This is a genomic window from Metabacillus niabensis, from assembly GCF_020524345.1.
GTDB lineage: Bacteria > Bacillota > Bacilli > Bacillales > Bacillaceae > Metabacillus > Metabacillus niabensis_B.
This window is the reverse complement of sequence record NZ_JAIVLH010000003.1, coordinates 20,273-43,561: the sequence shown is the minus strand read 5'-3', so window position 1 is coordinate 43,561 and position 23,289 is coordinate 20,273. Positions and strand designations below refer to the sequence as shown.

Genomic DNA, 23,289 nt, shown 5'->3' with positions numbered 1-23,289 from the left:
TTAATTGAACATTGTTAATTTTAATTTTATGGTCATAGTTCGTTCGATTATTTAAATAAAGAGATTATTCATGAGTTGGTTTGGATAAAAATGCAAACTCATAATATAGTAGTATATATTTGGAAGTGATACTACACTTTAACTTCTTAATTTATACTATCAGAAATTATATCAATTTATAGATGATAGTATTCGAAAAACTAAAGCTTTCTCCATTAGGACTTGGCGACAAGCCAAGTTTTTCTAATATGGGCATTTAATAATACAAAGAGGGATAAAGATATTTAGAAATAATGTCATGTATGAATTGTGACAAAATTAAGACATCTTTGTCTTTAATGGCAGAAATCAACATCATATAATGAAAGCGTATCCAAAATACATAGGATATAAAAAATAAAGGGGGATAAGTAATGAGAAAGAGGATTTTATTTAAGATGATTATTTTTTTCGCCATCGTGTCATTAATTTTAACAGCTTGTTCATCATTATCGTCCACTAGTAATCAAAAGCCATCTGACACAAAGGCAGAAAACGCTGACAAAATTAATACTGAAGTACAAGTAGCCGCACCGTTTGAGGGATGGGTTGAGGGATTGCCTGAAATTACTGCTCCAGAAGGCTTTGACTGGAAACAGTTTGAAGGAGTTGAATTAAATGTTATCACAGAAAATACTCCGCCATCTTCAGCTTTAGCAGCAAATATTCATTTATTTGAAGATGTAACTGGAATTAAAGTAAATATAGAGCAAAGCGATTTAGGAACAGTCGTTGAAAAAACTAGTCTTGATTTTAATGCAAAATCCGCAAAATACCACGTTATCTATGCGGATCCATATCAGATTTTAGCGAAGCATTCACAACATTTTATAGACTTAAATGCATTTATGGAAGAAAAGACAATGCCATCTGTTCCTGGCGGCTTAGAGGATTTTATTAAAAGCCAGCTTGAAGTAAATGGATATATGGGAAATACGGATGCACTTTACGCGTTACCATATGATAATCCAACAATGGTATTAGCATATCGTAAAGATGTTTTTGAAAAATATAAAGATGATTTTATGGCTGATAAAGGTTTTGATTGGACACCTGGACCTGACTTAACTTGGGAACAATACTATGAAATCGCAAAATGGATTACAGAAAAGGCAAAGGCTGGGGTAATCACAGAAGTTAAATATGGATCGGGTCAGCAAGCAAAACAACATGACTCATTAATGAATGACTTTAGTAATCTTCTTGCAGCAAATGGTGGAGATTATTTTAAGGATATTGAGCTTGGGGCTATCGGAAAATCAAACCCAGGTAAATCAGCAATGAACTCAGAGGTTGCAATTAAAAGTGCTGAACTTTATAAGAAAATACTTGAAGTAGCCGCACCTGGCAGTACGTCATGGGATTGGTCAGGCTTAGGAGAAGCTTTTGCAGCTGGGGATGTTGCAATGGCGCCGGAGTGGCATGAATTTTCATCTACGTTTGAAAATCCAGACTCTTCGAAGGTTGTCGGAAATGTTGCTTGGTCCTTGCTGCCGAAAGGTGAGGTACGTAATGCAAATGCATACGGTGGAACAGGAATTGGCATTAATAAATATGCAAGTGCAGAAGAACAGAAAGCAGCATGGTTATTCCTAGTATGGGCTACTTCCCCACAAGCACAGTACATGATCTTGAAATCCGATGTTGGTGGATCAACTCCTACTCGTCACTCGGTTTATGAAATTGAAGAAGTGAATAAGGGTATGGAGCCTGGTACTGAAGAATCAAAGCAGATGCCTAATTTATTACCAATGAAAGTAACTTTAGAAGCATGGAAAGAAGAAAATGCCTACATGAGACCTAAAATTCCTCAATGGCCACAAATAGACACATTTATTTTTACAGAATTGTCTAAGATGTTAGCTGGACAACAAAGTCCAGAAGAAGCCGTGAAAGAAATTGCAAAACAAAGTGATCAAGCAACTGGTAACTAATGATTTGAGATAGGAGAAAGATTTTCTCCTATCTTTTCTTAAAGGAAAGGAAGTGACAACGCTAGTGAATGCAAAAACTAATTACACAAAAATTGCAGAGAATACACAGCTCGTATCAAAAAAAGGTAAGTTGAGTTCTATTTCAAATCTATTTAACTTAAAAAAATATAAAACCGAACATTGGATGATACTGCCTTCGATTATTATTTTAGCCATTATTAGTATATTTCCATTCGTTTATCTCATTTATGCTAGTTTTATGGATTTCATGCTTTCAGTAGATCAGCCTACATTTAATGGTATAGAGAATTGGGAGAAGGTATTAATAAATGAAACTTTTTGGTCATCTTGGGGACGAACTGCTATTTATGCAGTTGCAGGACTATTATTAGAACTTGTTATAGGAGTTGGTATTGCATTAGTAATCTATGAACTTCCGAAAGGGAGAAATATTGTTGTTACGTTATGGATGATTCCAATATTTGTTGCCCCTGTTGTTGCAGGTTTATTAGGAAGGTTTTTATTAAATTCAACATATGGGCTTTATGATTGGTTATTAGGACTAGTAGGGATTGATGTGCAAATATTAGGGGATGTAAAGACAGCACTATTGGCTGTCATACTCATGGATGTTTGGGAATGGACGCCTTTAATAACCATGATCGTATTAGCGGGCCTCCAATCTTTGCCAAAAGAACCTCTGGAAGCCTCACAAGTTGATGGAGCAAATTATATGCAGCAATTAATGAAGGTTGTATTTCCACTTGTTTCAAGAACAATTTTAGTTGCGTTGCTGATTAGATCAATGGATATCCTTCGCTTTGTTGATACGATAAAAATAACAACTGAAGGTGGTCCGGCGGATTCTACAAAAGTTATTGGTTTTTATTTAATGGAAGTAGCTTTTAAATTTCAAGATTTTGGTGCAGCCGCAGCATTAGGGTTGACCATGTTGTTTACTACCATATTCTTGGGCAAACAATTCGTCAATTTTATGGTGAAAGGAGATGAGTAACGTGGTCGTATCTTTTAAAATGAAAAAAACAATAAAGAATACAATTTTGTACTCAATCATTACAATCGCGTTAATTTGGGCGCTCCTTCCGATTGTATGGATGGTCTTGTCTTCAGTTAAAACAGAAGCTGGTATGTTTTCTATGCCACCTAAATTCTTTTTCAAACCTAATTTTGAAACATTTAAATTTATGTTTTCAGAGAATGGTCATTTCTTTGACTTCTTAAGTAATAGTGTCATTGCGGCCGTACTCTCTACCGTAATTTCATTAGTATTAGGAACATTGGGAGGATTCGCATTAGCCAGAGGAAACTTTAAAAATGAAAAAGGGTTGTCATTTTGGATTATTAGTACACGTATGGCACCAATTCCGGCCGTTATTTTGCCACTTTATTTAATGTTTTCAAAACTGGGTTTAATTGGGACGATGCCGGGTCTGCTTTTTGCTTATACCACTTTTAATTTACCATTTGCTTTATGGATGATGATGGTGTTTTTTAAGGAAGTTCCTGTTGCGTTAGAAGAGGCTGCCATGATTGATGGTTGCAGTCGTTTCCAAGCATTTTGGAGAATTGCTCTTCCGCCTGCTGCACCTGGATTAGTTGCGACAGGTATCTTATGTTTAATGTTTTCTTGGAATGATTTTATGTTTGCTTCCGTTTTTTCAGGTCATGACACACAAACAGTTCCAGTAGCAGCTTCATTATTAATCACTCAAAATGGAATAGCGTGGGGTCAGGCAATGGCTACTGGAACGGTGATTATTACACCGATGGTTATTGCTGGTTTAGCCGTAAGAAAATATCTTGTTCAAGGATTATCAATGGGAGCTGTTAAATAGAAGATTAGGAGGATATACAAATGAATGTACAAAATCAAGAGAGAGTAAGTGAAAAAGTAGTAGTGCCGAAAGTAATGAAAGCAGCGGTAATGACTCAGCCATATGAAATTGAAATTCAAGAAATTGCTGTTCCAAAGGTCCAAGAAGACGAGGTTTTAGTAAAGGTAATGGCCGTGGGAATTTGCGGATCAGATATTCATTACTACGAACATGGAAAAATTGGCCGTTATGTTGTTGAAAAACCGATTATTCTTGGTCACGAATGTGCAGGTATCGTAGCAGAGGTTGGTGAAAATGTCACAAAATTAAAAGTAGGAGACCGTGTTGCCATTGAACCAGGAATCACATGTGGTAAATGCGAGTATTGTAAAGAAGGTCGATATAATCTTTGCCCAGAGGTTCAATTTCTAGCAACTCCACCTGTTGATGGAGCTTTTGTACAATATATCAAGCACCGGGAGGATTTTTTATTTCCCATTCCTGATGATCTTTCCTTTGAGGAAGCTGCATTGGTTGAGCCCTTTTCAGTAGGAATTCACGCAGCAAAACGATCCATGTTAAAACCAGGCTCGACGGTTTCGATTATGGGGATGGGGCCAGTTGGATTAACAGCTATTGCTGCAGTAAAAGCTTTTGGAGCATCTACAATAATCGTAACTGATTTAGAGCCGAATCGTCTAGTCGCTGCAAAAAAACTAGGTGCAACTCATGTGATTAATGTGTTGGAAGAAAACCCTAATGAGGAGATTCTAAAAATAACAAATGGAAAAGGCGTTGATGTTGCTTTAGAAACGGCAGGAAATCCAATAGCTTTAAAATCTGCACTTCAAGCTGTTAAACGTGGTGGAAAGTTGGCGATTGTCGGGCTTCCTCCACAAGATGAAATTGGACTTAATGTTCCATTAATCGCAGATAATGAACTAGATATTTTCGGGATATTCCGTTATTCAAACACATACCCACAAGGTATTAAGTTTTTACTAGCAAAGACTCCTGATTTTAATTGTCTGATTACAGATCGTTTTTCATTAGAAGAAGCAAAAGTAGCTATGGAGAGAGCTCGATTAAATAAAAAAGAGAGTCTAAAAGTAATAGTTTATCCAAATGGGATGATTTAGGAATAATAAAGATTAAGCAAATGTCTTATCAGCAAGGCAATAATGAGATTTTTTGTAGAAAGATAGGGATGAACGAATAGTAAAAATGGAAAGGGGAGAAAAAAATGAAAGCTGTTTTATATGAAAGCCCATTAACATTTTCAGTTAAGAATGTACAAAATCCTGTTATAAAAAGCCAACAAGTTTTGATTAAAGTGAAAACATGTGGAGTATGCCGTACAGATATTCATATTCACCATGGGGAATTTATTGCAGGTTTTCCTCTCGTTCCTGGACATGAATTTGTCGGTGAAGTTGTTCAAGTAGGAGAAAACGTAAAAGGTATAACAATAGGTGATCGTGTTGCTTGTGATAATACAGTTTTATGTGGCCATTGCTATTATTGTAAACGTAATGAACCTCTCTATTGTGAAAATTTTTATTCTTTAGGAGTTAATGGACCAGGCGGTTTTTCAGAATATGTTGTCGTGAATCATGATAAAGTCTTTCAGATAAGGAATTTATCATATGATCAAGCTGTTTTTGCTGAGCCAACAGCATGTGCTGTACATGGTTTGGATGTGATCGATGTCAAACCTGGTGATGATGTACTAATGTTTGGTACAGGGCCGACTGGGATCATTTTAGCGCAATTATTAAAAAATGCGGGTGCTGGAAATGTAGTGGTGTCAGCATCTGATTCGAAAAAACTAGCATTAGTGAAAGAGTTAGCAGCTGATCATGTTGTGCAAATGGAGCGATCTAATTATTCGAAACATGAACAAGAAATAAACAATCTTTTTCCAAAAGGCTTTGATATTGTGATTGACGCTACAGGGGCAAAAGAGGTTATACAACACTTACCTCAATTTTGTAAAAATGGTGCAAAAGTTGTGATTTATGGTGTTGCAGCACAAAAAGATACAATCCAGTTAAGTCCTTATGAAATTTTTCAAAAAGAGTTGAAGATTATTGGATCCTTTGCACAAACCCATTGTTTTGATCGTGCATTAAAATTTATTGAAAATGGAGTAGTAAGCACTCAAAAACTTATCACACATCGATATAGTCTCGACGAATTTGAACGTGCTTTGTATCAGGTGGAAACTGGGAAAGGCCATATAAAAGTTGTCATAGACATATAGAGTCTAAGCTAATTTATTTTATATACGAAACCGAGAATGAAGGAACCGTATAGCTATATATTTTTTTGATTCCCCCTTTTCAGAGATTTTATGCTTACTATATAATGACATAAGAGATTTAGTTAAAATTTAACATAAATTGAATTGGGGGAGTAAAATGAGTAAGTTTCAGTTATTAAGCTCCAGACAGGAATCCATATTACGAACATTGTTGAATGCACCTTCACCTGTTTCTTATAAACAGATTTCTGCACAGTTTAAGGTAAGTTCGAGAACAATGCAAAGGGAAGTTTCTTCTTTAAAATCAATTTTAAGAGACTTTAATCTAGAAGTTGTAAGTAAAATGGGTTCAGGCATTTTGATTAATGGTAAACCTGAAGACAAGAAAAAACTTAATGAAATGATAATAAATGCCAATACATACACCCTCTATTCACCGGAAGAAAGACAAGAAGGGATATTATTTGATTTACTAATAACAAACGAGCCAATCAAATTTTTTACATTAAGCAATAAATACGGTGTTACAGAAGCAACTATTAGTAATGATTTAGATAAATTAGAACAGACATGCATTCAGAATCATGTAACTGTAATTCGAAAAGCTGGTGTAGGGATTTTTATAAAAGGAGCAGAAAGTGATAAAAGGTCAATGTTATCTAAGTTGCTTCATAAAGATATCACTTTTGAGGAGTGGTTTGAGTTTTTTCAACTTTCAGAACAGGAGGAAGGAACAATTGAAGGAAGTCAGTTTAATCAATTGGTTTGTAAACGATTACATAAATTTGTCGAAACATCGAGTATATTAAAAGTAGAGCATGCTGTAAAAGAAGTAATTGAATCCCAAACTCATATTGAGTTAACTGACCGAAATTATGTCAATTTAGTTGTACATCTCATATTAGCTATCGAGAGAATTAAAGATGATGTACATACTGTACTTGAGCAAGAAAATTTAGTTCAAGAGATTGAAACAATGAAAGAGTATTCAATTGCTAAACAAATTGTAAAGAAATTAGAAAAAATGTTGGGAATTTCAATACCGGGATATGAGATTGGATACATCACCCTTCATTTATATGGTGCTAATTTTTTAAACCATCCTGATACAGTTGTAAATAGCCAAGACGATATGGAATGGTACGATCTAACGCAATGCTTTATAACTGCGGTCGAAAAAGAGCTCTCACTATCGTTAAAAGAAGATGTTGCACTTTTTGAAGGGTTGCTTGCTCACTTAGTACCGGCTGTAAATAGGCTAAAATTAGGCTTGCAAATTCATAACCCCATGCTTTCAGAAATAAAGCAGCGATACCCGGATATTTTTACAGCTTGTCTTAAAGCGGGTGAAACCATCTCTGCTAAGGTAGGAAAGGTGATACCAGAAGATGAAGTAGGCTATTTAGCTATCCATATAGGTGCATCAGCTATTCGTTTAAAAGAGCAACAAAGTCGTATCTATAAAGCTATTGTTGTTTGTGCAAGCGGCATGGGTACATCGACATATTTAGCTTCAAGAGTGGAGAAAGAAATATCAAATCTCCAAATAGAATCAATATTGTCATTAACTGAATTAAGGGATCGAATATTCAATTTATCACAAAATCAATTGATATTGTCTACCGTTTCTTTGCCATTTTTGGAACCAGATCATTACATTTTGGTCAGTCCATTTTTAAGAGAAGAAGAAATCAATATAATCCGTAAAAAGATAGGGACCATAATAATAAAAGATAAAGAAGCAGCGAAGGGCTCACAAGAACAAAGTTATGTATCAATGGTAGGATCAGCAAAGTATGGTGAAGCGATGGTACAAATCTTACGAAATTTATCCGTTTTTCATTTAGTAGCGGATAAAAATACTCTTTTAAAAGACCTAACGGATAAGGTGGAAGCTATTTCAGTCGTAGCGAGTTCTGACCAAGTCTTATTCGATTTAGAAAAAAGAGAAAAACAAGGTGCATTTGTTCTAGACCATTTAGCAATGGTACATACAAAAACTTCAGGCGTAAGTGAATTATTTGTATCCGTGTTTCAATTAAGTAGTTTAACAGTTTGGGATGAAAAAAAAATCGATACTATTCTATTGCTGGCAGCTCCTATTAATGCTCCAAAAGAACATATAGAAATGATAAGTGAAATAAGTGCAAATTTAATCGAAGATTCGTTTCTTAAGACTCTCAAGAAAGGAGTAGAGGAGCAGATAAAAATTGAAATAGAGTCACTTTTATCCAGTGCTTATTTCACAAGAATGAAAGCGTTATTAAAGGAGCCAAGTACTCGATGAGAAAATTTGGTCAATTACTCAGTGCAATGATTTACCAGAATATTGCTGTGATTATTGCTGTCGGGATCATTCAAGAGTTATTTGGTATCTATGGATATTTTTATAATGATCGGATACTCCTGCTCGTTAATCCAATTTATGAAACTTTATTACCTATTTTGTTAGCATATTCTGGAGGGAAATTAGTAGGAGGGAAACGAGGGGCTGTAGTTGCTGCTTTAGTTGTTTACGGATTAACAATGGCAAGTTCCGTCCCTATTATTATTGGAGCTATGTTTATTGGTCCATTTGCTGGATTTATCGTAAATAGAATTGAGAGACTATTAAAAGACAAAATTCCAATCGGTTTCGAATTTTTAATATCCAATATTATTATTGCAATTGTTGGTGTCTTTTTGACCATTATATGCTTTTTATACGTAGGACAATTATTATCAAGTGGCATCAAAGAGTTCATTTACATGCTGCAAATGGTGATTTATTCTGGATGGTTACCATTAGCCGCAGTAATTATTGAGCCAGCGAAGATATTTTTCTTTAACAATGTTATAAATTACGGGTTTTTAACTCCAATAGGAATTCATCAGGCGAAGGAAATTGGAAAATCAATCTTTTTCCTCCTCGAATCTAATCCAGGACCTGGCTTTGGTGTTTTATTGGCATACTTTTTCAAGTCTGTTCATGGGAAAAGAAAGTCTTTAACACTATCAATGATCATACAATCAATTGGAGGAATTCATGAAATTTATTTTCCATATATATTGCGGAATTGGAAACTTCTATTTGCTGTAATCGGTGGTGGAATAGCTGGTAATGCAGTGTTTCAATTTCTTAATATAGGATTAGTTTCTATTCCTTCTCCTGGTAGTATTATTACCTTGATAGGTATGAGTCCTAAGGCTGATATACTAGGTGTTTTATTTGGAATCATCATTTCTGCTATTGTGTCATTTATTTTATCCTTTATTATATTAGGTCGTTCATTAATCAGTCCTAACGAGCAGGAGTTTGAAACTCAAATTGCTACACTTAATACGTTACAGCATATTGACCATTTTTCAAAGATAAATAATACGATAGAAAAGAAGATGGAAGAAGTTGAAAGTAGTCCATTACGAGAAAAACCCATTAAAAAGCCGATTGAAAAAGTATTATTTGTTTGCGAAGCAGGTATGGGATCAAGTTCTATGGGTGCAGCAATGCTTAGAAAAAAATTAAAATTAGCGAACTTAGACGTTAAGGTAAATAATGCATCGATACAAGATCATATAGATCCAGACATTGATCTTATTGTATGTCATCAAGCATTTCTGAAAAAGGTACAAGATAGAGCTCCTCATAAAATTTATTATTCTTTTCAATCCTTTACGAATTTTCAAGAGTATGATCAACTTGTGGAAAAAATTAGGAGTTTTGATAAAGAATAAATACTTGTAGGAGGAAACATGGAACAACTTAAATCATTGATGGTGGAAGAATTGAAGGTTGCATTCTCTAGTATTAAAGACACAGATATTCAAGTATTCATAAAAGAGATTATTAAGGCTCGAAAAATCTTTTTATTTGGACTGGGCAGAGAGCGGTTAATGCTTCAAGCATTTGCGATGAGACTGATGCATTTAGGTTTAGATGTTCATGTAGTTGGTGATGTTACAGCACAAAGAATTCAAAAAAATGATTTATTTATTACTAGCTCTGGTACGGGTTATTTATCAACTGTAGAAGCTCTTTTGAAAATAGTAAAACAAGAATTTGCCAGAGTTGTTTTTATAACAGCTTCTGATGAATCTCCTCTATTACAATATATAGACCATGTTGTACAAATTGATGCACAAACAATGAAAGTTGATATCCAGAACCGTACATCTCCTCAACCAATGGGGGCGGTATTTGAGCAAGCACAGCTGCTGCTTTTTGAGTTAATTATCGTTAGACTAAAAGAGGAACTATCAGTATCTGAAGAAAAAATGGAAGTTTATCACACGAATTTGGAGTAATAGAGAGAATAAGCCAAGTAAAAGTTGTTAACTAAACTACAAAACGATGTTTCACAAAGAAGCTGCACGTGAGGATGGAATTGAAGTCGTTTCATTTGCTAAAACGAATGGCACACTTTATGAAATCTATAAAGAAGTACTAGAAGTTGACTTACATGGTGTAACAATTTTCACCATTAAAAATACATTGAAAAACAAAAAATTATGCAAAACAGCTAAATCAAAAAGGGCGCTTTAAAATAAGCGCCTTCGTTTTATCTATTCAGCTATCTTTCTTAACTGCTTAACCGTATTAGTATCCTTACCATAATTACGGAAGTACTCCTCCAATTGCTCAAGAGACAGACCTTTTGTTTCCGGTAAGAATTTAACGACAAATGTCATAGCAATGATTCCGAGTCCAACGAAAACAAAGAATGTAGTTGATAGACCTACTGATGCTAAAAGCACTGGGAATAATAAACCTATTAAAAAATTAACAATCCATAAACAGAATACACTAACACCCATACCGAGACCTCTTAGACGAGTAGGGAATATTTCTGATAACATTAACCATGTAACTGGTGAGATAGCACCTTGTTGGAAGGCGAGAAATAAAACCGTTAACGAAAGAACAACGTATGGAAGAGCTGCAGTACCTTCAAGTGCAATGGAGAATATACCAATAAGAAGAAGCGCTGATGTTGTACCTAATAAACCAGTTAATAGCATTGGTCTGCGACCTACTTTTCCAAGCAGCCAAATTCCCACAAAAGTAGCGAGTACAGAAATAAGACCGTTTGCGATGTTACCAATTAGTGCTGCACCAGTATCAAAGCCGGCATCTTTCAGAATCTCAGTCCCATAATACATGATAGAGTTAACACCCGTTACTTGTTGAACAACTGCAATACCGATTCCGATAAAAAGAATACGTCGTACCCAAGGAACAGCCATGTCTTTCATCGTAGCTTTATTAGTTTGGGCTTCTTTTTCGAAAATTGATTTAATTTCATTTAATTCTGATTTCGCTTGCTTTTCTGCTCTGATTTTATTTAAAACTTGTAGAGCTTCCGTATTTTTTTGTCTAGAAACGAGCCAACGGGGACTTTCTGGAAGCTTAAGCATTCCAAAGAATAAAAAGATCGCAGGAAGTGCGGCAATAATTAACATATAACGCCATACATGATCATGGTGGCCCATTGTGTTACCTAGAATAGCATTAATAACAAACGCTAAGAGTTGACCGGACACAATCATTAATTCGTTCTGGGTAACCATTCTTCCTCTACTCTCCGCTGGAGACATTTCTGCTAGATAACTAGGTACCGTTACTGATGCTCCTCCAACTGCTAATCCAAGCAGGAAGCGAAAGAACACCATAGCCGTTACATTTGGTGCCAACGTACATCCAACTGTAGCGACAAAGAAAATAACAGCTAATAACAGGATATTGTTCCGGCGTCCGCTGTAATCTGATAATCTACCACCGAAAACTGCACCAAGAGCTGCACCAAAAAGCAATGAGCTTGCAACAAGCCCTTCAGTAAACGACGTAAGGCCAAGTGCTTCAGACATAAATGGTAAGGCGCCATTGATTACACCAGTGTCGTAACCAAATAGTAGCCCGCCAAATGTTGATACAAAGATGACTTTAAATAGAAAAGATTTTTGAGATTGTTCCATATAAATTCTCCCCTTTGCAATATGTTGGTAATGTGTTGATTATGTTTTGGTAATTTAATCTGGTTTGATCATAATATTAAAAGCGCTTTCAGTCAATGAGAATTTTTGAAAAATTTCATAAGTTTGTATCTATTTATTAAAAAGAACCCTTATAAACTAAGGGTTTATTGACCTTTCAAATAAGTAGTTACAGAAACTTGTATTTTTTCATCTTGTAAATTTTTTAAGAGATGTAGTATAAATGGGTAAGTTTTTGAATATTTATGATTATTTTTTGGTTAAGTGTTGAAAAAATCGTTAGAACCATTTATAGTTGATGTAAGGGAGATGAAATGGTTTACATGAATCATTTAGTGTTAATGACATATTCATCACTACCACACTGCCAAATGAGAACAGAGGGATTGTCATGATAAAAACGGAAAGAATTGAACAAATTCAAGATTATATTTTTCAGCAACAAACAGTTTCTTTAGATGAACTTGTCGAGGTATTTGAAGTTTCTAAGAACACAATAAGAAGAGATATTCAGCAATTAGTGGAAAGAGGCAAGATTAAAAAGGTTTATGGGGGAGTAGCAGTTAATCATGCAACTCTTAAATCATTTAATGAAAGACAGACAAAGAATCAGTTAGAAAAGATATCTATTGCAAAAGCTGCAGCTGATTTAATTCAAGATGGAGACATTATTTATGTTGATTCAGGAACAACAACACTTGAAATGGTGAAGTTTATAAAAGATAAACAAGTGACAATTATTACAAATAATTTAGATTTTATTTTCAATTCTTTTCCATATGAAAATCTTAATGTCATCTCAACCGGTGGTGTGTTTGATCGTAAGACGAAGTCATTTGTTAGCTTGAAAAATATGGATCTTTTAAGATCCTACAACATTAATAAAGCTTTTATGGCTTCCACTGGAATTACACTAGAAAATGGGGTAACACATTCATCTCCACATGAAAGTGAAATTAAGCAAGCTGTTGTTCAAAAAAGTGATGAAATTTATTTGCTGGTTGATCATATTAAATTTGGTCGATATGCTTTAATGACGTATTGTGATCTCGAAGATGTTGATTGTATTATTACAAACAAATTTCCGGGAGAAGAGTATCAGCATTTTACAAAGAAACATGGTATTGAATTAATCATTTCAAGTTAAAAAAATTATTTAGGGGGATTTAGATTTATGCCATTATTACGTTTTGATTTAGTAGAAGGTCGAGATGAAGAAACATTAAGGAAGTTGCTTGATACAGCTCACCAAGCGATGGTGGATGCTTTTCAAGTGCCTCAACGTGATCGTTATCAAATTGTTCACCAGCATGCTCCAAATGAATTGATCATTCAAGATACAGGGTTAGGGTTTACAAGAACAAAGGACTTGGTTCTTATAAGTGTTGTAAGTAAAAAACGTACAACAAGTCAGAAAGAAAAGTTATATGCGTTATTAGCTGATAGACTGAAAACAGAGTGTGGTGTTTCACCTGAAGATCTCATGATATCGATTACAGAAAATAATAATGCGGATTGGAGTTTTGGACTGGGTGAAGCACAATTTTTAACAGGTAAGCTTTAACATAAAGTATCCATCAGATCAGCAGGAGTAATCCCGCCCTTTGAGATAGACCTTTTCCGGGATAGTATCGAAATTTATTAAATTCCAAACAAAACTTGAAAGCGCTTTATGTAAGTGTTACTATTAAATTATAAATTTAGTATTTCTAACCACAACGAGAATATTAAAGTCTAATAAGACATATAAATGAAATCGATTGCAATAGTAATCCTGTCATTAAAAGAATATGAATGGACTAAAAAGTTCAAGATAGGTAAAAATTCTGTCGCAAAAACGCTTGGCATGACCTTTTTGGAGCAACAAGTGAAATAAACTAAATACCCTAGGTGATTTTTTCATTCTTTTATAGTAATGAATGAAATCGATTTCAGTAAGATCAGCAGATAGATGTAAAATATTCATAAATACATTATCAAATAAGGAGGATCATGAATGAGTAGATTACTGCGTAAACCAGTGCTAAAGGAGTTGGCAAAGGGTATTACTCTTGTACATGAGGTGACATCTGTTAATTCAACATTAGAGTATGTTGGCTTTAAGATGATTGACCTGGTACCTGGGGCAAAATATACAGAAACGTTAGGAAAACAAGAATGTTGTATTGTGGCTGTAACAGGACAAATCAATGTAAGTGATCAGGAAGTATTATTTGATCAAATTGGAACGCGTGAATCAGTTTTTGAAAAGAAACCAACTGACAGTGTTTATGTTTCAAATGATAAAACCTTTGACATTGAGGCCGTTAGTCAGGCGAGAGTTGCTTTATGTTATTCACCTTCAAATAAACAATTACCAACAAAACTCATCAGTGCTGCAGATATTGGTGTGGAGCATAGAGGCGCAGGTAATAATAAACGAATGGTTCATAATATTCTGCCTGATTCTGATCCTTCAGCAAATAGTTTACTAGTTGTAGAGGTGTTTACAGAAAGTGGTAACTGGTCCAGTTATCCTCCTCATAAGCATGATCAGGATAATTTGCCTGAGGAATCATTTTTGGAAGAAACATATTACCATGAAATGGATCCACCGCAGGGCTTTGTGTTCCAACGGGTTTACACAGATGATCGCTCAATAGATGAAACAATGACAGTAGAAAATAGTGACACGGTCATTGTACCTGTTGGTTATCATCCAGTTGGAGTTCCTGAAGGATATACGTCTTACTACTTAAATATAATGGCAGGTCCTACACGAGTTTGGAAGTTTCATAATGATCCTGACCATGAATGGATTTTAAAACGATAACAAAAGGAGATGTGATGGACATGAAAGTGAATTTTAATACAGATAAAGAGTTCGATATTATCGCAATTGGCCGTGCGTGTATTGATTTAAATGCTGTTGAGTATAACCGCCCAATGGAAGAGACAATGACATTCTCAAAGTATGTTGGTGGATCTCCTGCAAACATAGCGATTGGCAGTGCAAAGCTCGGGTTGAAAGTAGGTTTTATTGGAAAGCTTGCTGATGACCAGCACGGTCGTTTTATTGAAAAATATATGAGAAATGCAAGGGTTGATACGACGAATTTTGTTGTCGATCAAGAAGGACATAAAACTGGATTGGCGTTTACAGAAATTAAAAGTCCTGAAGAATGCAGCATCCTTATGTACCGTCAAGATGTTGCAGATCTTTATTTAACTCCAGCAGAGGTGAATGAGGACTACATTAAAAGGTCAAAAGTTTTACTTGTATCAGGTACTGCACTCTCTAAGAGTCCGTCTCGTGAAGCTGTTATTAAGGCTGTTAGTTTGGCTAAAAAGAATGGTGTTAAAGTCATTTTTGAATTAGACTACCGTCCATATTCATGGGAAAACCAAGAGGAAACAGCTGTATATTACTCCTTTGTTGCAGAGCAATCAGACGTTGTCATTGGAACTCGTGATGAATATGATGCCCTTGAAAACAGAACAACAGAAGGTAAAAACGAGGATACTGTTACGTACTTATTTAATCATTTTCCTGAATTAGTCGTTATTAAACATGGTGTGGAAGGGTCTTATGCATATACAAAGTCAGGTGAAACATTTAGAGGAAAAGCATACAAAACAAAGGTTTTAAAAACATTTGGTGCCGGAGATTCCTATGCTTCAGCTTTTCTTTTCGCACTAATTTCCGGGAAAGATATTGAAACAGCACTAAAATATGGAAGTGCATCAGCATCCATCGTTGTAAGTAAACATAGCTCATCAGAAGCAATGCCGACAGTAGAAGAAATTGAGGCATTAATTGATAAAAATGAAACAATATCTGTTTGATAGAGGTGAAAAAAGATGGACACAATTCGATTAACAACAGCGCAAGCTTTGGTTAAATTTATACAGCAACAATATGTTTCAATTGATGGTGAAGAACAGCCTTTTGTTGAAGGAATTTTTAACATCTTTGGACATGGAAATGTTTTGGGTTTTGGAGAGGCACTTGAACAAAATCCCGGAAACTTAAAAATAATTCAAGGTAAAAACGAACAAGGAATGGCACACGCGGCAATTGCTTACAGCAAACAGATGCTCAGAAAAAAAATATATGCGGTTACAACTTCAAGTGGTCCAGGTTCCGCAAACTTAGTTACGGCTGCAGGTACAGCACTTGCGAATAATATTCCGATTCTTTTACTTCCTGCAGACACATATGCAACGCGCCAACCTGATCCGGTTTTACAACAGGTAGAGCAGGAACATAGTATTGCGATAACAACAAATGATGCTCTTCAGCCGTTATCCCGATATTGGGATCGAATTACACGGCCAGAACAGTTAATGTCAAGCTTAATTCGTGCATTTGAAGTGATGACAGATCCAGCAAAGGCGGGTCCGGCTACCATCTGTATTTCCCAGGATATAGAAGGGGAAGCATATGATTATGATGTAAAGTTCTTTGAAAAACGAGTACATTATATTGACCGACGTCTCCCTAACCAACGTGAATTAGAGGGGGCAGTCAAGCTAATTAAAGCAAGCAAAAAACCGGTGATTGTTGTTGGTGGAGGAGCAAAGTATTCAGAAGCAAGAGAAGCTCTCATCGAAATTTCAGAAAGATATAATATTCCATTAGTTGAAACACAGGCTGGTAAATCAGCTGTTGAATCTACATTTAAAAACAACCTTGGAGGACTAGGTATTACCGGAACTTCAGCAGCAAATAAAGCGGCACAAGAAGCGGATCTCATTATTGGTATCGGTACAAGATTTACAGATTTCGCCACATCCTCTAAGACAATTTTTAACTTTGAAACAACTAACTTCTTAAACATAAATGTTAGTCGTATGCAAGCATACAAATTAGATGCCTTTCCAGTCGTGGCAGACGCTAAGTCTTCAATTGAAGCCTTAATCCCTATGTTGGAAGGATATAAGAGTGAATTCGGCACCTATATAGATGAGTTGCAAGAAGAATGGTTAGTTGAACGTGATAGATTAAGCAAGGTGACATTTACTAGAGAAAATTTTGATCCGGAAATAAAAAATCATTTCTCACAAGAATTATTAAATGAATATGCAGATGCATTAAACACTGAATTACCGCAGACAACTGCATTGCTTACAATCAATGAAACAATTGATCCGGACAGTATTATCATCTGTGCTGCAGGATCATTACCTGGTGATCTTCAACGACTATGGCATGCCGAGGTACCAAATACGTATCACCTGGAGTACGGTTATTCTTGTATGGGTTATGAGGTTTCCGGTACATTGGGTTTAAAGCTTGCTGAGCCGGATAAGGAAGTATACACAATTGTTGGAGATGGAAGCTTTCTTATGCTACATTCTGAATTTATTACAGCAATTCAATACAAGAAGAAAATTAATATTCTTCTGTTTGATAACTCAGGTTACGGATGTATTAATAATTTACAAATGGATTTCGGAAATGGTAGCTATTTCTGTGAATTCAGAACAGATGATAACCAAATTATGAACATTGATTATGCAAAAGTAGCTGAAGGATATGGAGCAAAGGCATACCGTGCAAACACAGTTGAGGAATTAAAATCAGCTCTTGAGGATGCTAAAAATCAAGATAGATCAACATTAATTGAAATGAAAGTGCTACCAAAAACGATGACAGATGGGTATGATGGCAGCTGGTGGAATTTGGGTGTACCAGAAGTTTCTGCTGAAGAAGGTGTCCAAAAGTCATATGAGACAAAACAACAAAAACTACAAAATGCAAAGCAATATTAATAGAGGTGAGCTCATGAGTAATCAAGATATTCTTTGGGGAATTGCTCCCATTGGTTGGAGAAACGATGATATACCGGAAATTGGGAAGGAAAATACGTTATCACATCTGTTAAGTGATATTGTTGTTGCAGGGTTTCAAGGAACAGAGGTTGGCGGATTTTTCCCGGAGCCAAAAATTTTAAATAAAGAGCTTAATCTACGAAATTTAAAAATTGCAGGTAAATGGTTTAGTAGCTTTATTATTCGAGACGGTCTTGAAGAAGCTTCAAAAGAATTTCATCAGCATTGTGCATATCTTCAAGAAGTGAATGCCAGTGTGGCTGTAGTGTCAGAACAGACATACAGTATTCAAGGAACTGAAATGAATGTGTTTGGAGAAAAGCCATACTTTACTGATGAAGAGTGGGATGTTTTATGCGTCGGGTTAAATGAGCTTGGAAAAATAGCAGAACAGTATAATCTTAAACTTGTTTTCCATCACCATATGGGGACAGGAGTGCAAACTTTAGAAGAAATTAATCGTCTTATGGAGAACACAGACTCTAATCATGTTCATTTACTTTATGATACCGGTCATATTTACGTTTCAGATGGGGATTATATGTCGCTTTTGATTAAGCACATTGATCGTATCAAACACGTTCACTTTAAAGATTCACGACAAGAAGTACTACATCAATGTAAAGAAAATGGGAGATCATTTTTACAGTCATTTTTAAATGGAATGTTTACTGTTCCTGGAGATGGATGTATTGATTTCACAGAGGTCTATCAATTCTTGCTTGATCACAATTATAAAGGATGGATCGTCATTGAAGCAGAACAAGATCCAGCCATAGCTCACCCTTTAGAATATGCTTTGCTTACAAGAAAATATATTGATGAAAAGCTCCTAAAAACAAAGGACTAAATCGTTAAAAACTAACTTTATGAACGTTAGTTTTTGCAGGGGCATAGAGGTTACATGACTCTACTGCCTTTATTTGTATGAGCCAAGAGAGATTAAATAAAATGTTTAGGAGGAATAGAGCATGACATTAAGATTCGGAGTAATCGGTACAGGTGCAATTGGAAGAGAACATATTAAACGTATTAGCAATAAGTTAGCAGGTGGAAAAATTGTTGCTGTAACAGATGTGAATCAAACGTCTGCAGAAGATGCGGTAAAGAGTTTTGGGCTTGATGCAGTTGTTTATCCAAATGACTTAGCACTTCTTGCTGCTGACAATGTTGATGCTGTTCTTGTAACAAGCTGGGGGCCTGCTCATGAGGCGAGCGTATTAGCAGCAATTGAAGCTGGAAAATATGTATTCGTTGAGAAACCATTGGCTACAACAGCTGAAGGATGCATGAGAATTGTTGAAGCAGAAATGAAACACGGTAAGCGTCTTGTACAAGTTGGTTTTATGCGTCGTTATGATAGTGGATACGTTCAGTTAAAAGAAGCGATTGAAAACAACTTTATTGGTGAGCCGCTTATGATACGGGCTGCACACAGAAATCCGGAAGTGGGAGAAAATTATACGACAGATATGGCCATTCATGACACATTAATTCATGAAATAGATGTTCTGCATTGGTTAGTTAACGATGATTATCAAACGGTTCAAGTGGCTTATCCAAAAAAATCAAAGCATGCACATGAAAATCTTAAAGATCCGCAAATTGTGACACTTGAAACAAAAGGTGGAATCGTGATCACTGCGGAAATTAATGTGAACTGTAAATACGGTTATGATATTCAATGTGAAGTTATCGGAGAAGAAGGGATTGTTAGTCTACCTGAATTCCAGAGCATTTCATTCCGCAAAAATGCGATGTTCGGTACACATGTCTTAATGGATTGGAAAGATCGTTTTATTGATGCTTATGACAAAGAGCTTCAAGATTTCATGGATTCGATTAAGAAAACAGGTGAACCAGACGGTCCAACTTCATGGGATGGTTATATTGCACAGGTAACAGCAGATGCTGCCATTAAAGCACAAGATTCAGGTGAAAAAGAGAAGATTACTTTACAAGAGAAACCAGTTTTTTATAGTAAACCAACCGAAGCAGTAAATGCTTGATTTTTAAGGAGAGATGAGCGATGAAACTATGTTTTAATCAGGCAACAACATTAGAAAATTCAAACCTTGTAAAAGACTTAGAGTATTGTGAAAAACATGGATATGATTTTATTGAGATTCGCACAATGGATAAATTACCAGAATATCTTCAAGACCATTCGATTGATGATTTAGCTAATTTCTTTAAATCAAACCACATCAAGCCTCTGGCGCTAAATGCACTTGTTTTCTTTAACAATCGCGATGAAGCAGGGCTTAAGGAAACTATTGCTGAATTTAAAAACATGTTGGAAGTAGCAGGAGCAATTGGTGCTCAATATATCGTAGCTGTTCCACTTGTAACACAAGAGAAAATCTTGAAAACAGATATTAAAGATAGTTGTGTAGAAGTGTTAAAAGAATTGTCAGAACTAGCAGAACCGTATGGTGTTAACATTGCACTGGAATTTGTCGGTCATCCTCAATGTACAGTGAATACATTCGGTCAAGCCTATGATATTGTGGAAGCGGTTGATCGCAAAAATGTTGGATTAGTTTTAGATGCGTTCCACTTCCATGCGATGGGATCACAACTGGAAGATCTTAAAAATGCTGACGGTTCTAAAATATTTATCTTCCATATTGATGATACAGAGGATTTTCCAATCGGTTTCTTAACAGATGAAGATCGTGTGTGGCCGGGATTAGGTGTAATTGATTTAGAAAGTATTTTGGGCATTTTAAAAGATAAAGGTTACTCAGGTCCGGCATCAGTAGAAATCTTTAGACCGGAGTACTATCAATTAAATGCAGAAGAAGCAATTAAAACAGCGAAAGAAACTACATTGGAAGTTATTACTAACTACTATAATGTTGAAATTGCCTCTAAGTAAGGAATTTTAAACATAGCTAAGGAGGTGTATGCAGTGACTTTAGTCCCGATGAAGAAAATGCTTCTAAAGGCAAAAGAAGGGAAGTATGCTGTCGGTCAATTTAATATAAATAGTTTACAATGGGCTCAAGCAATCCTTCAGGCTGCAGAAGAGGAACAATCGCCGGTCATTGTAGCAGCCTCAGATCGGCTGGTGGATGACTTAGGAGGATTTAAAACCATTTCTGCGATGGTAAGAGCTCTAATAGAAGAAATGAACATTACAGTTCCTGTAGCGTTACACCTTGATCACGGGTTATCTGTCAATAGATGTAAACAAGCGATTGATGCCGGCTTTACATCCGTTATGATAGACGGATCACACTTCTCAATTGATCAAAATATTCAAATGACAAAGCAAGTTGTCGAATATGCACATTCTAAAAATGCTTCTGTTGAAGCAGAAGTTGGAACGGTTGGTGGAATGGAAGATGGCCTTATTGGCGGTGTGAAATATGCTGATCCAAACGAGTGTGTTCGACTTGTTGAACAAGCAGGGGTAGACGCGCTTGCTGCTGCACTAGGATCTGTTCATGGTCCTTACCAAGGTGAGCCGAAACTTGGCTTTAATGAAATGAAACAAATATCCGAACTAACGGGCATACCACTTGTCCTGCATGGTGGTTCGGGAATACCAGACTACCAGATTAGAAAAGCAATAGAATTAGGCCATGCAAAAATTAACGTAAATACAGAGTGTCTACAAGCATGGACAAAAGCGGTGCGAGAGAAATTAAATAGTGACTTGGAATTATATGACCAACGCGCTATTACAACTCCAGGTAAAGAAGCTATAGTTAATACTGTTAAGGGGAAAATGAGAGAATTTCAATCAAGTAGAAAAGCAATAGCGATTGCTGTGAGTTTTTAACAAGAGACGAAGATCGTGCTTTAAGGAGCCTTCTATCAAAAGAGGCAGTGAATTAAGGGTTGCAAAAAAATCACTTAACCTGCAAGAATGAGTTCACATAAAAGATGCATTTCTGTTAAAGTTCAACAATGCCTTAGATTGCCCGTTAGAACGTTGCTTTTTGTTCATTGATAAAGTAGTTTGTATTTCCATCCTTTCACTTTTTTCATTTCTTACTTAACATATGAAAAAATCGTATTTATTTCTTTCACGTGTTAAAATAGTTTGGAATTGCCCTATTTCTAAAAGTTCTTTATAAACGATATATAGAATAAATGAATGAAAACGAGTGTGGAGTTTAGATACTATTTCTGCTTCATGGTGTCAACTGAAGGTGAGTGAAATAAATGAAAATGAGTGATGTTGCAAAATTAGCCAATGTATCGCCTGCAACAGTTTCCAGAGTGTTAAGCAATCCTGATTTAGTCAGCAAAGAAACTAGGGAAAAAGTGATGGAGGTTATCAATAAAGTAAATTATAAGCCCCATATTGTTGCAAGGCAGTTTAGAACGAAGGAAACGAAAATTATACTTGTCGTCGTGCCTGATATTACAAGCGCTTTCTTCTCGAAGGTTTTACGGGGAATTGAACATGTCGCTGTTCAAAATGGCTACCAGGTTATTTTAGGAGATACTGAAAACGATACTGAAAGAGAACAAGAATATATTAATTTATTACTGCAAAAACAAGCGGATGGAATGGTCCTATTAACGGCCAGACAAGATAAAACCCAACTGGAGGAAATAGCTGAGCATTTTCCAATGGTTTTGGCGTGCGAATATATGGATGGGTTAAATGTTCCCACCGTTTCAATTGATAACATTAGTAGTGCGAGAAAAGCGACAGAACATTTAATTCAGCAGGGACATACAAAAATTGCTCATATTACAGGACCTATAAATGTAATCCTAAGCAGGGATCGATTAAGAGGTTTTCAACAAGCAATGATGAGTCATGATTTGGAAATTGATTCAGCATATATTCAGGAAGGCGACTTTACCTTTGAATCAGGCTATCATCAAATGTTGAAATTACTAGCCTTAGAAACCCCGCCTTCGGCTGTTTTTGCTTTTAATGATGAAATGGCAATGGGCGCAATAAAAGCTGTGAAAGATAGTTATTTGTCAGTACCGGAAGATGTGGCGATTGTTGGGTTTGATAATATAAAAATGTCTTCCGTAATTGAGCCAAATTTAACGACAATTAATCAGCCGAAGTACGAAATAGGAAAAAAAGCAATGGAGCTATTATTGAAATTAATCAATGGTGAATCTCTTCAAAAGAAAAAATTTGTTATGAAAGATGAACTGATTATCAGAGAATCATCGGTGAAAAATTAGGAAAGCCATGGAATGGATGATGTTAGTTTCTTCATTCCTTGGCGGAAAAGTTAGAATATACGTACTAAAATAGTTGTTTTTAGAATATATAGTTAATGTAATCGATTTCAAATAATTCTCTAAATAAAAATGAAAATGAATATATGTAATATAAGATTAATAATTTGTTATTTCATCATATAAACCTTTGAAAACCTTGTAATATTTAAAGATTTTTAATGTAGAGAATATTAGAAAAGCGTTTACAAAGTTTCGTTTTTCATTT

At 35.5% G+C, this 23,289-nt stretch carries 20 protein-coding genes; 19 read left to right on the top strand and 1 reads right to left on the bottom strand.

Going from position 1 to position 23,289, the window contains the following annotated elements:
* Window positions 1-413: 413 nt before the first annotated feature.
* The 9 genes from LC095_RS05210 (at window position 414) to LC095_RS05170 (ending at window position 10,593) form a co-directional block, all read left to right on the top strand.
* Window positions 414-1,973: an extracellular solute-binding protein gene (locus LC095_RS05210; RefSeq protein ID WP_226527159.1), complete on the top strand. Its 1,560-nt coding sequence runs from the start codon at window positions 414-416 to the stop codon at window positions 1,971-1,973.
* Between the two features lie 64 nt (window positions 1,974-2,037).
* Window positions 2,038-2,988 (top strand): carbohydrate ABC transporter permease, encoded by a 951-nt coding sequence (locus tag LC095_RS05205; protein WP_226527158.1) that lies wholly within the window; start codon window positions 2,038-2,040, stop codon window positions 2,986-2,988.
* A gap of 19 nt (window positions 2,989-3,007) precedes the next feature.
* Window positions 3,008-3,829 (top strand): carbohydrate ABC transporter permease, encoded by an 822-nt coding sequence (locus tag LC095_RS05200; RefSeq protein WP_226527157.1) that lies wholly within the window; start codon window positions 3,008-3,010, stop codon window positions 3,827-3,829.
* Between the two features lie 20 nt (window positions 3,830-3,849).
* Window positions 3,850-4,947: an NAD(P)-dependent alcohol dehydrogenase gene (locus tag LC095_RS05195; RefSeq protein WP_226527156.1), complete on the top strand. Its 1,098-nt coding sequence runs from the start codon at window positions 3,850-3,852 to the stop codon at window positions 4,945-4,947.
* 104 nt (window positions 4,948-5,051) lie between these two features.
* The gene (locus LC095_RS05190) at window positions 5,052-6,071 is read left to right on the top strand and encodes a zinc-dependent alcohol dehydrogenase family protein (RefSeq protein ID WP_226527155.1); all 1,020 of its coding nucleotides are present in this window, start codon (window positions 5,052-5,054) and stop codon (window positions 6,069-6,071) included.
* Between the two features lie 157 nt (window positions 6,072-6,228).
* Entirely contained in the window at window positions 6,229-8,358 is a 2,130-nt protein-coding gene (locus LC095_RS05185; RefSeq protein WP_226527154.1) for a BglG family transcription antiterminator, read from the top strand.
* Window positions 8,355-9,785, top strand: a complete 1,431-nt coding sequence (locus tag LC095_RS05180; RefSeq protein ID WP_226527153.1) for a PTS transporter subunit EIIC — start codon at window positions 8,355-8,357, stop codon at window positions 9,783-9,785. The genes LC095_RS05185 and LC095_RS05180 overlap by 4 nt, the downstream gene beginning before the upstream one ends.
* An 18-nt stretch (window positions 9,786-9,803) precedes the next feature.
* Window positions 9,804-10,355 carry a 6-phospho-3-hexuloisomerase gene (hxlB, locus tag LC095_RS05175; RefSeq protein WP_226527152.1) on the top strand — a complete coding sequence of 184 codons (552 nt, stop codon included), beginning with the start codon at window positions 9,804-9,806 and terminating at the stop codon, window positions 10,353-10,355.
* A 46-nt stretch (window positions 10,356-10,401) separates the two neighbouring features.
* A complete protein-coding gene (locus LC095_RS05170; RefSeq protein WP_226527151.1) occupies window positions 10,402-10,593 on the top strand; it encodes a hypothetical protein in 192 nt (63 codons plus the stop codon).
* A gap of 20 nt (window positions 10,594-10,613) precedes the next feature.
* Here the strand turns inward: LC095_RS05170 and LC095_RS05165 are convergent, their stop codons facing one another.
* Window positions 10,614-12,023, bottom strand: coding sequence for a sugar porter family MFS transporter (locus LC095_RS05165; RefSeq protein ID WP_264195925.1), 1,410 nt, complete (start codon window positions 12,021-12,023; stop codon window positions 10,614-10,616).
* A gap of 409 nt (window positions 12,024-12,432) precedes the next feature.
* Here LC095_RS05165 and LC095_RS05160 point away from each other — a divergent pair, with 409 nt between their 5' ends.
* The 10 genes from LC095_RS05160 (at window position 12,433) to LC095_RS05115 (ending at window position 23,024) form a co-directional block, all read left to right on the top strand.
* Window positions 12,433-13,188: a DeoR/GlpR family DNA-binding transcription regulator gene (locus LC095_RS05160; protein ID WP_226527150.1), complete on the top strand. Its 756-nt coding sequence runs from the start codon at window positions 12,433-12,435 to the stop codon at window positions 13,186-13,188.
* A 27-nt stretch (window positions 13,189-13,215) separates the two neighbouring features.
* Window positions 13,216-13,605, top strand: a complete 390-nt coding sequence (locus LC095_RS05155) for a tautomerase family protein (RefSeq protein WP_226527149.1) — start codon at window positions 13,216-13,218, stop codon at window positions 13,603-13,605.
* A gap of 432 nt (window positions 13,606-14,037) precedes the next feature.
* Entirely contained in the window at window positions 14,038-14,853 is an 816-nt protein-coding gene (gene iolB, locus LC095_RS05150; protein ID WP_226527148.1) for a 5-deoxy-glucuronate isomerase, read from the top strand.
* A 20-nt stretch (window positions 14,854-14,873) separates the two neighbouring features.
* On the top strand, window positions 14,874-15,866 hold the full coding sequence (gene iolC / locus LC095_RS05145; RefSeq protein ID WP_226527343.1) for a 5-dehydro-2-deoxygluconokinase: 993 nt from the start codon (window positions 14,874-14,876) through the stop codon (window positions 15,864-15,866).
* 15 nt (window positions 15,867-15,881) lie between these two features.
* Window positions 15,882-17,795, top strand: coding sequence for a 3D-(3,5/4)-trihydroxycyclohexane-1,2-dione acylhydrolase (decyclizing) (gene iolD, locus LC095_RS05140; protein WP_226527147.1), 1,914 nt, complete (start codon window positions 15,882-15,884; stop codon window positions 17,793-17,795).
* A 13-nt stretch (window positions 17,796-17,808) separates the two neighbouring features.
* Entirely contained in the window at window positions 17,809-18,705 is an 897-nt protein-coding gene (gene iolE / locus LC095_RS05135; RefSeq protein WP_226527146.1) for a myo-inosose-2 dehydratase, read from the top strand.
* A 121-nt stretch (window positions 18,706-18,826) separates the two neighbouring features.
* On the top strand, window positions 18,827-19,864 hold the full coding sequence (locus tag LC095_RS05130; RefSeq protein WP_226527145.1) for a Gfo/Idh/MocA family protein: 1,038 nt from the start codon (window positions 18,827-18,829) through the stop codon (window positions 19,862-19,864).
* A 20-nt stretch (window positions 19,865-19,884) separates the two neighbouring features.
* Window positions 19,885-20,736, top strand: coding sequence for a 2-keto-myo-inositol isomerase (iolI, locus tag LC095_RS05125; RefSeq protein WP_226527144.1), 852 nt, complete (start codon window positions 19,885-19,887; stop codon window positions 20,734-20,736).
* Between the two features lie 33 nt (window positions 20,737-20,769).
* Window positions 20,770-21,645, top strand: coding sequence for a class II fructose-1,6-bisphosphate aldolase (fba, locus tag LC095_RS05120; protein WP_226527143.1), 876 nt, complete (start codon window positions 20,770-20,772; stop codon window positions 21,643-21,645).
* A 386-nt stretch (window positions 21,646-22,031) separates the two neighbouring features.
* Entirely contained in the window at window positions 22,032-23,024 is a 993-nt protein-coding gene (locus LC095_RS05115) for a LacI family DNA-binding transcriptional regulator (RefSeq protein ID WP_226527142.1), read from the top strand.
* Window positions 23,025-23,289: the final 265 nt, after the last annotated feature.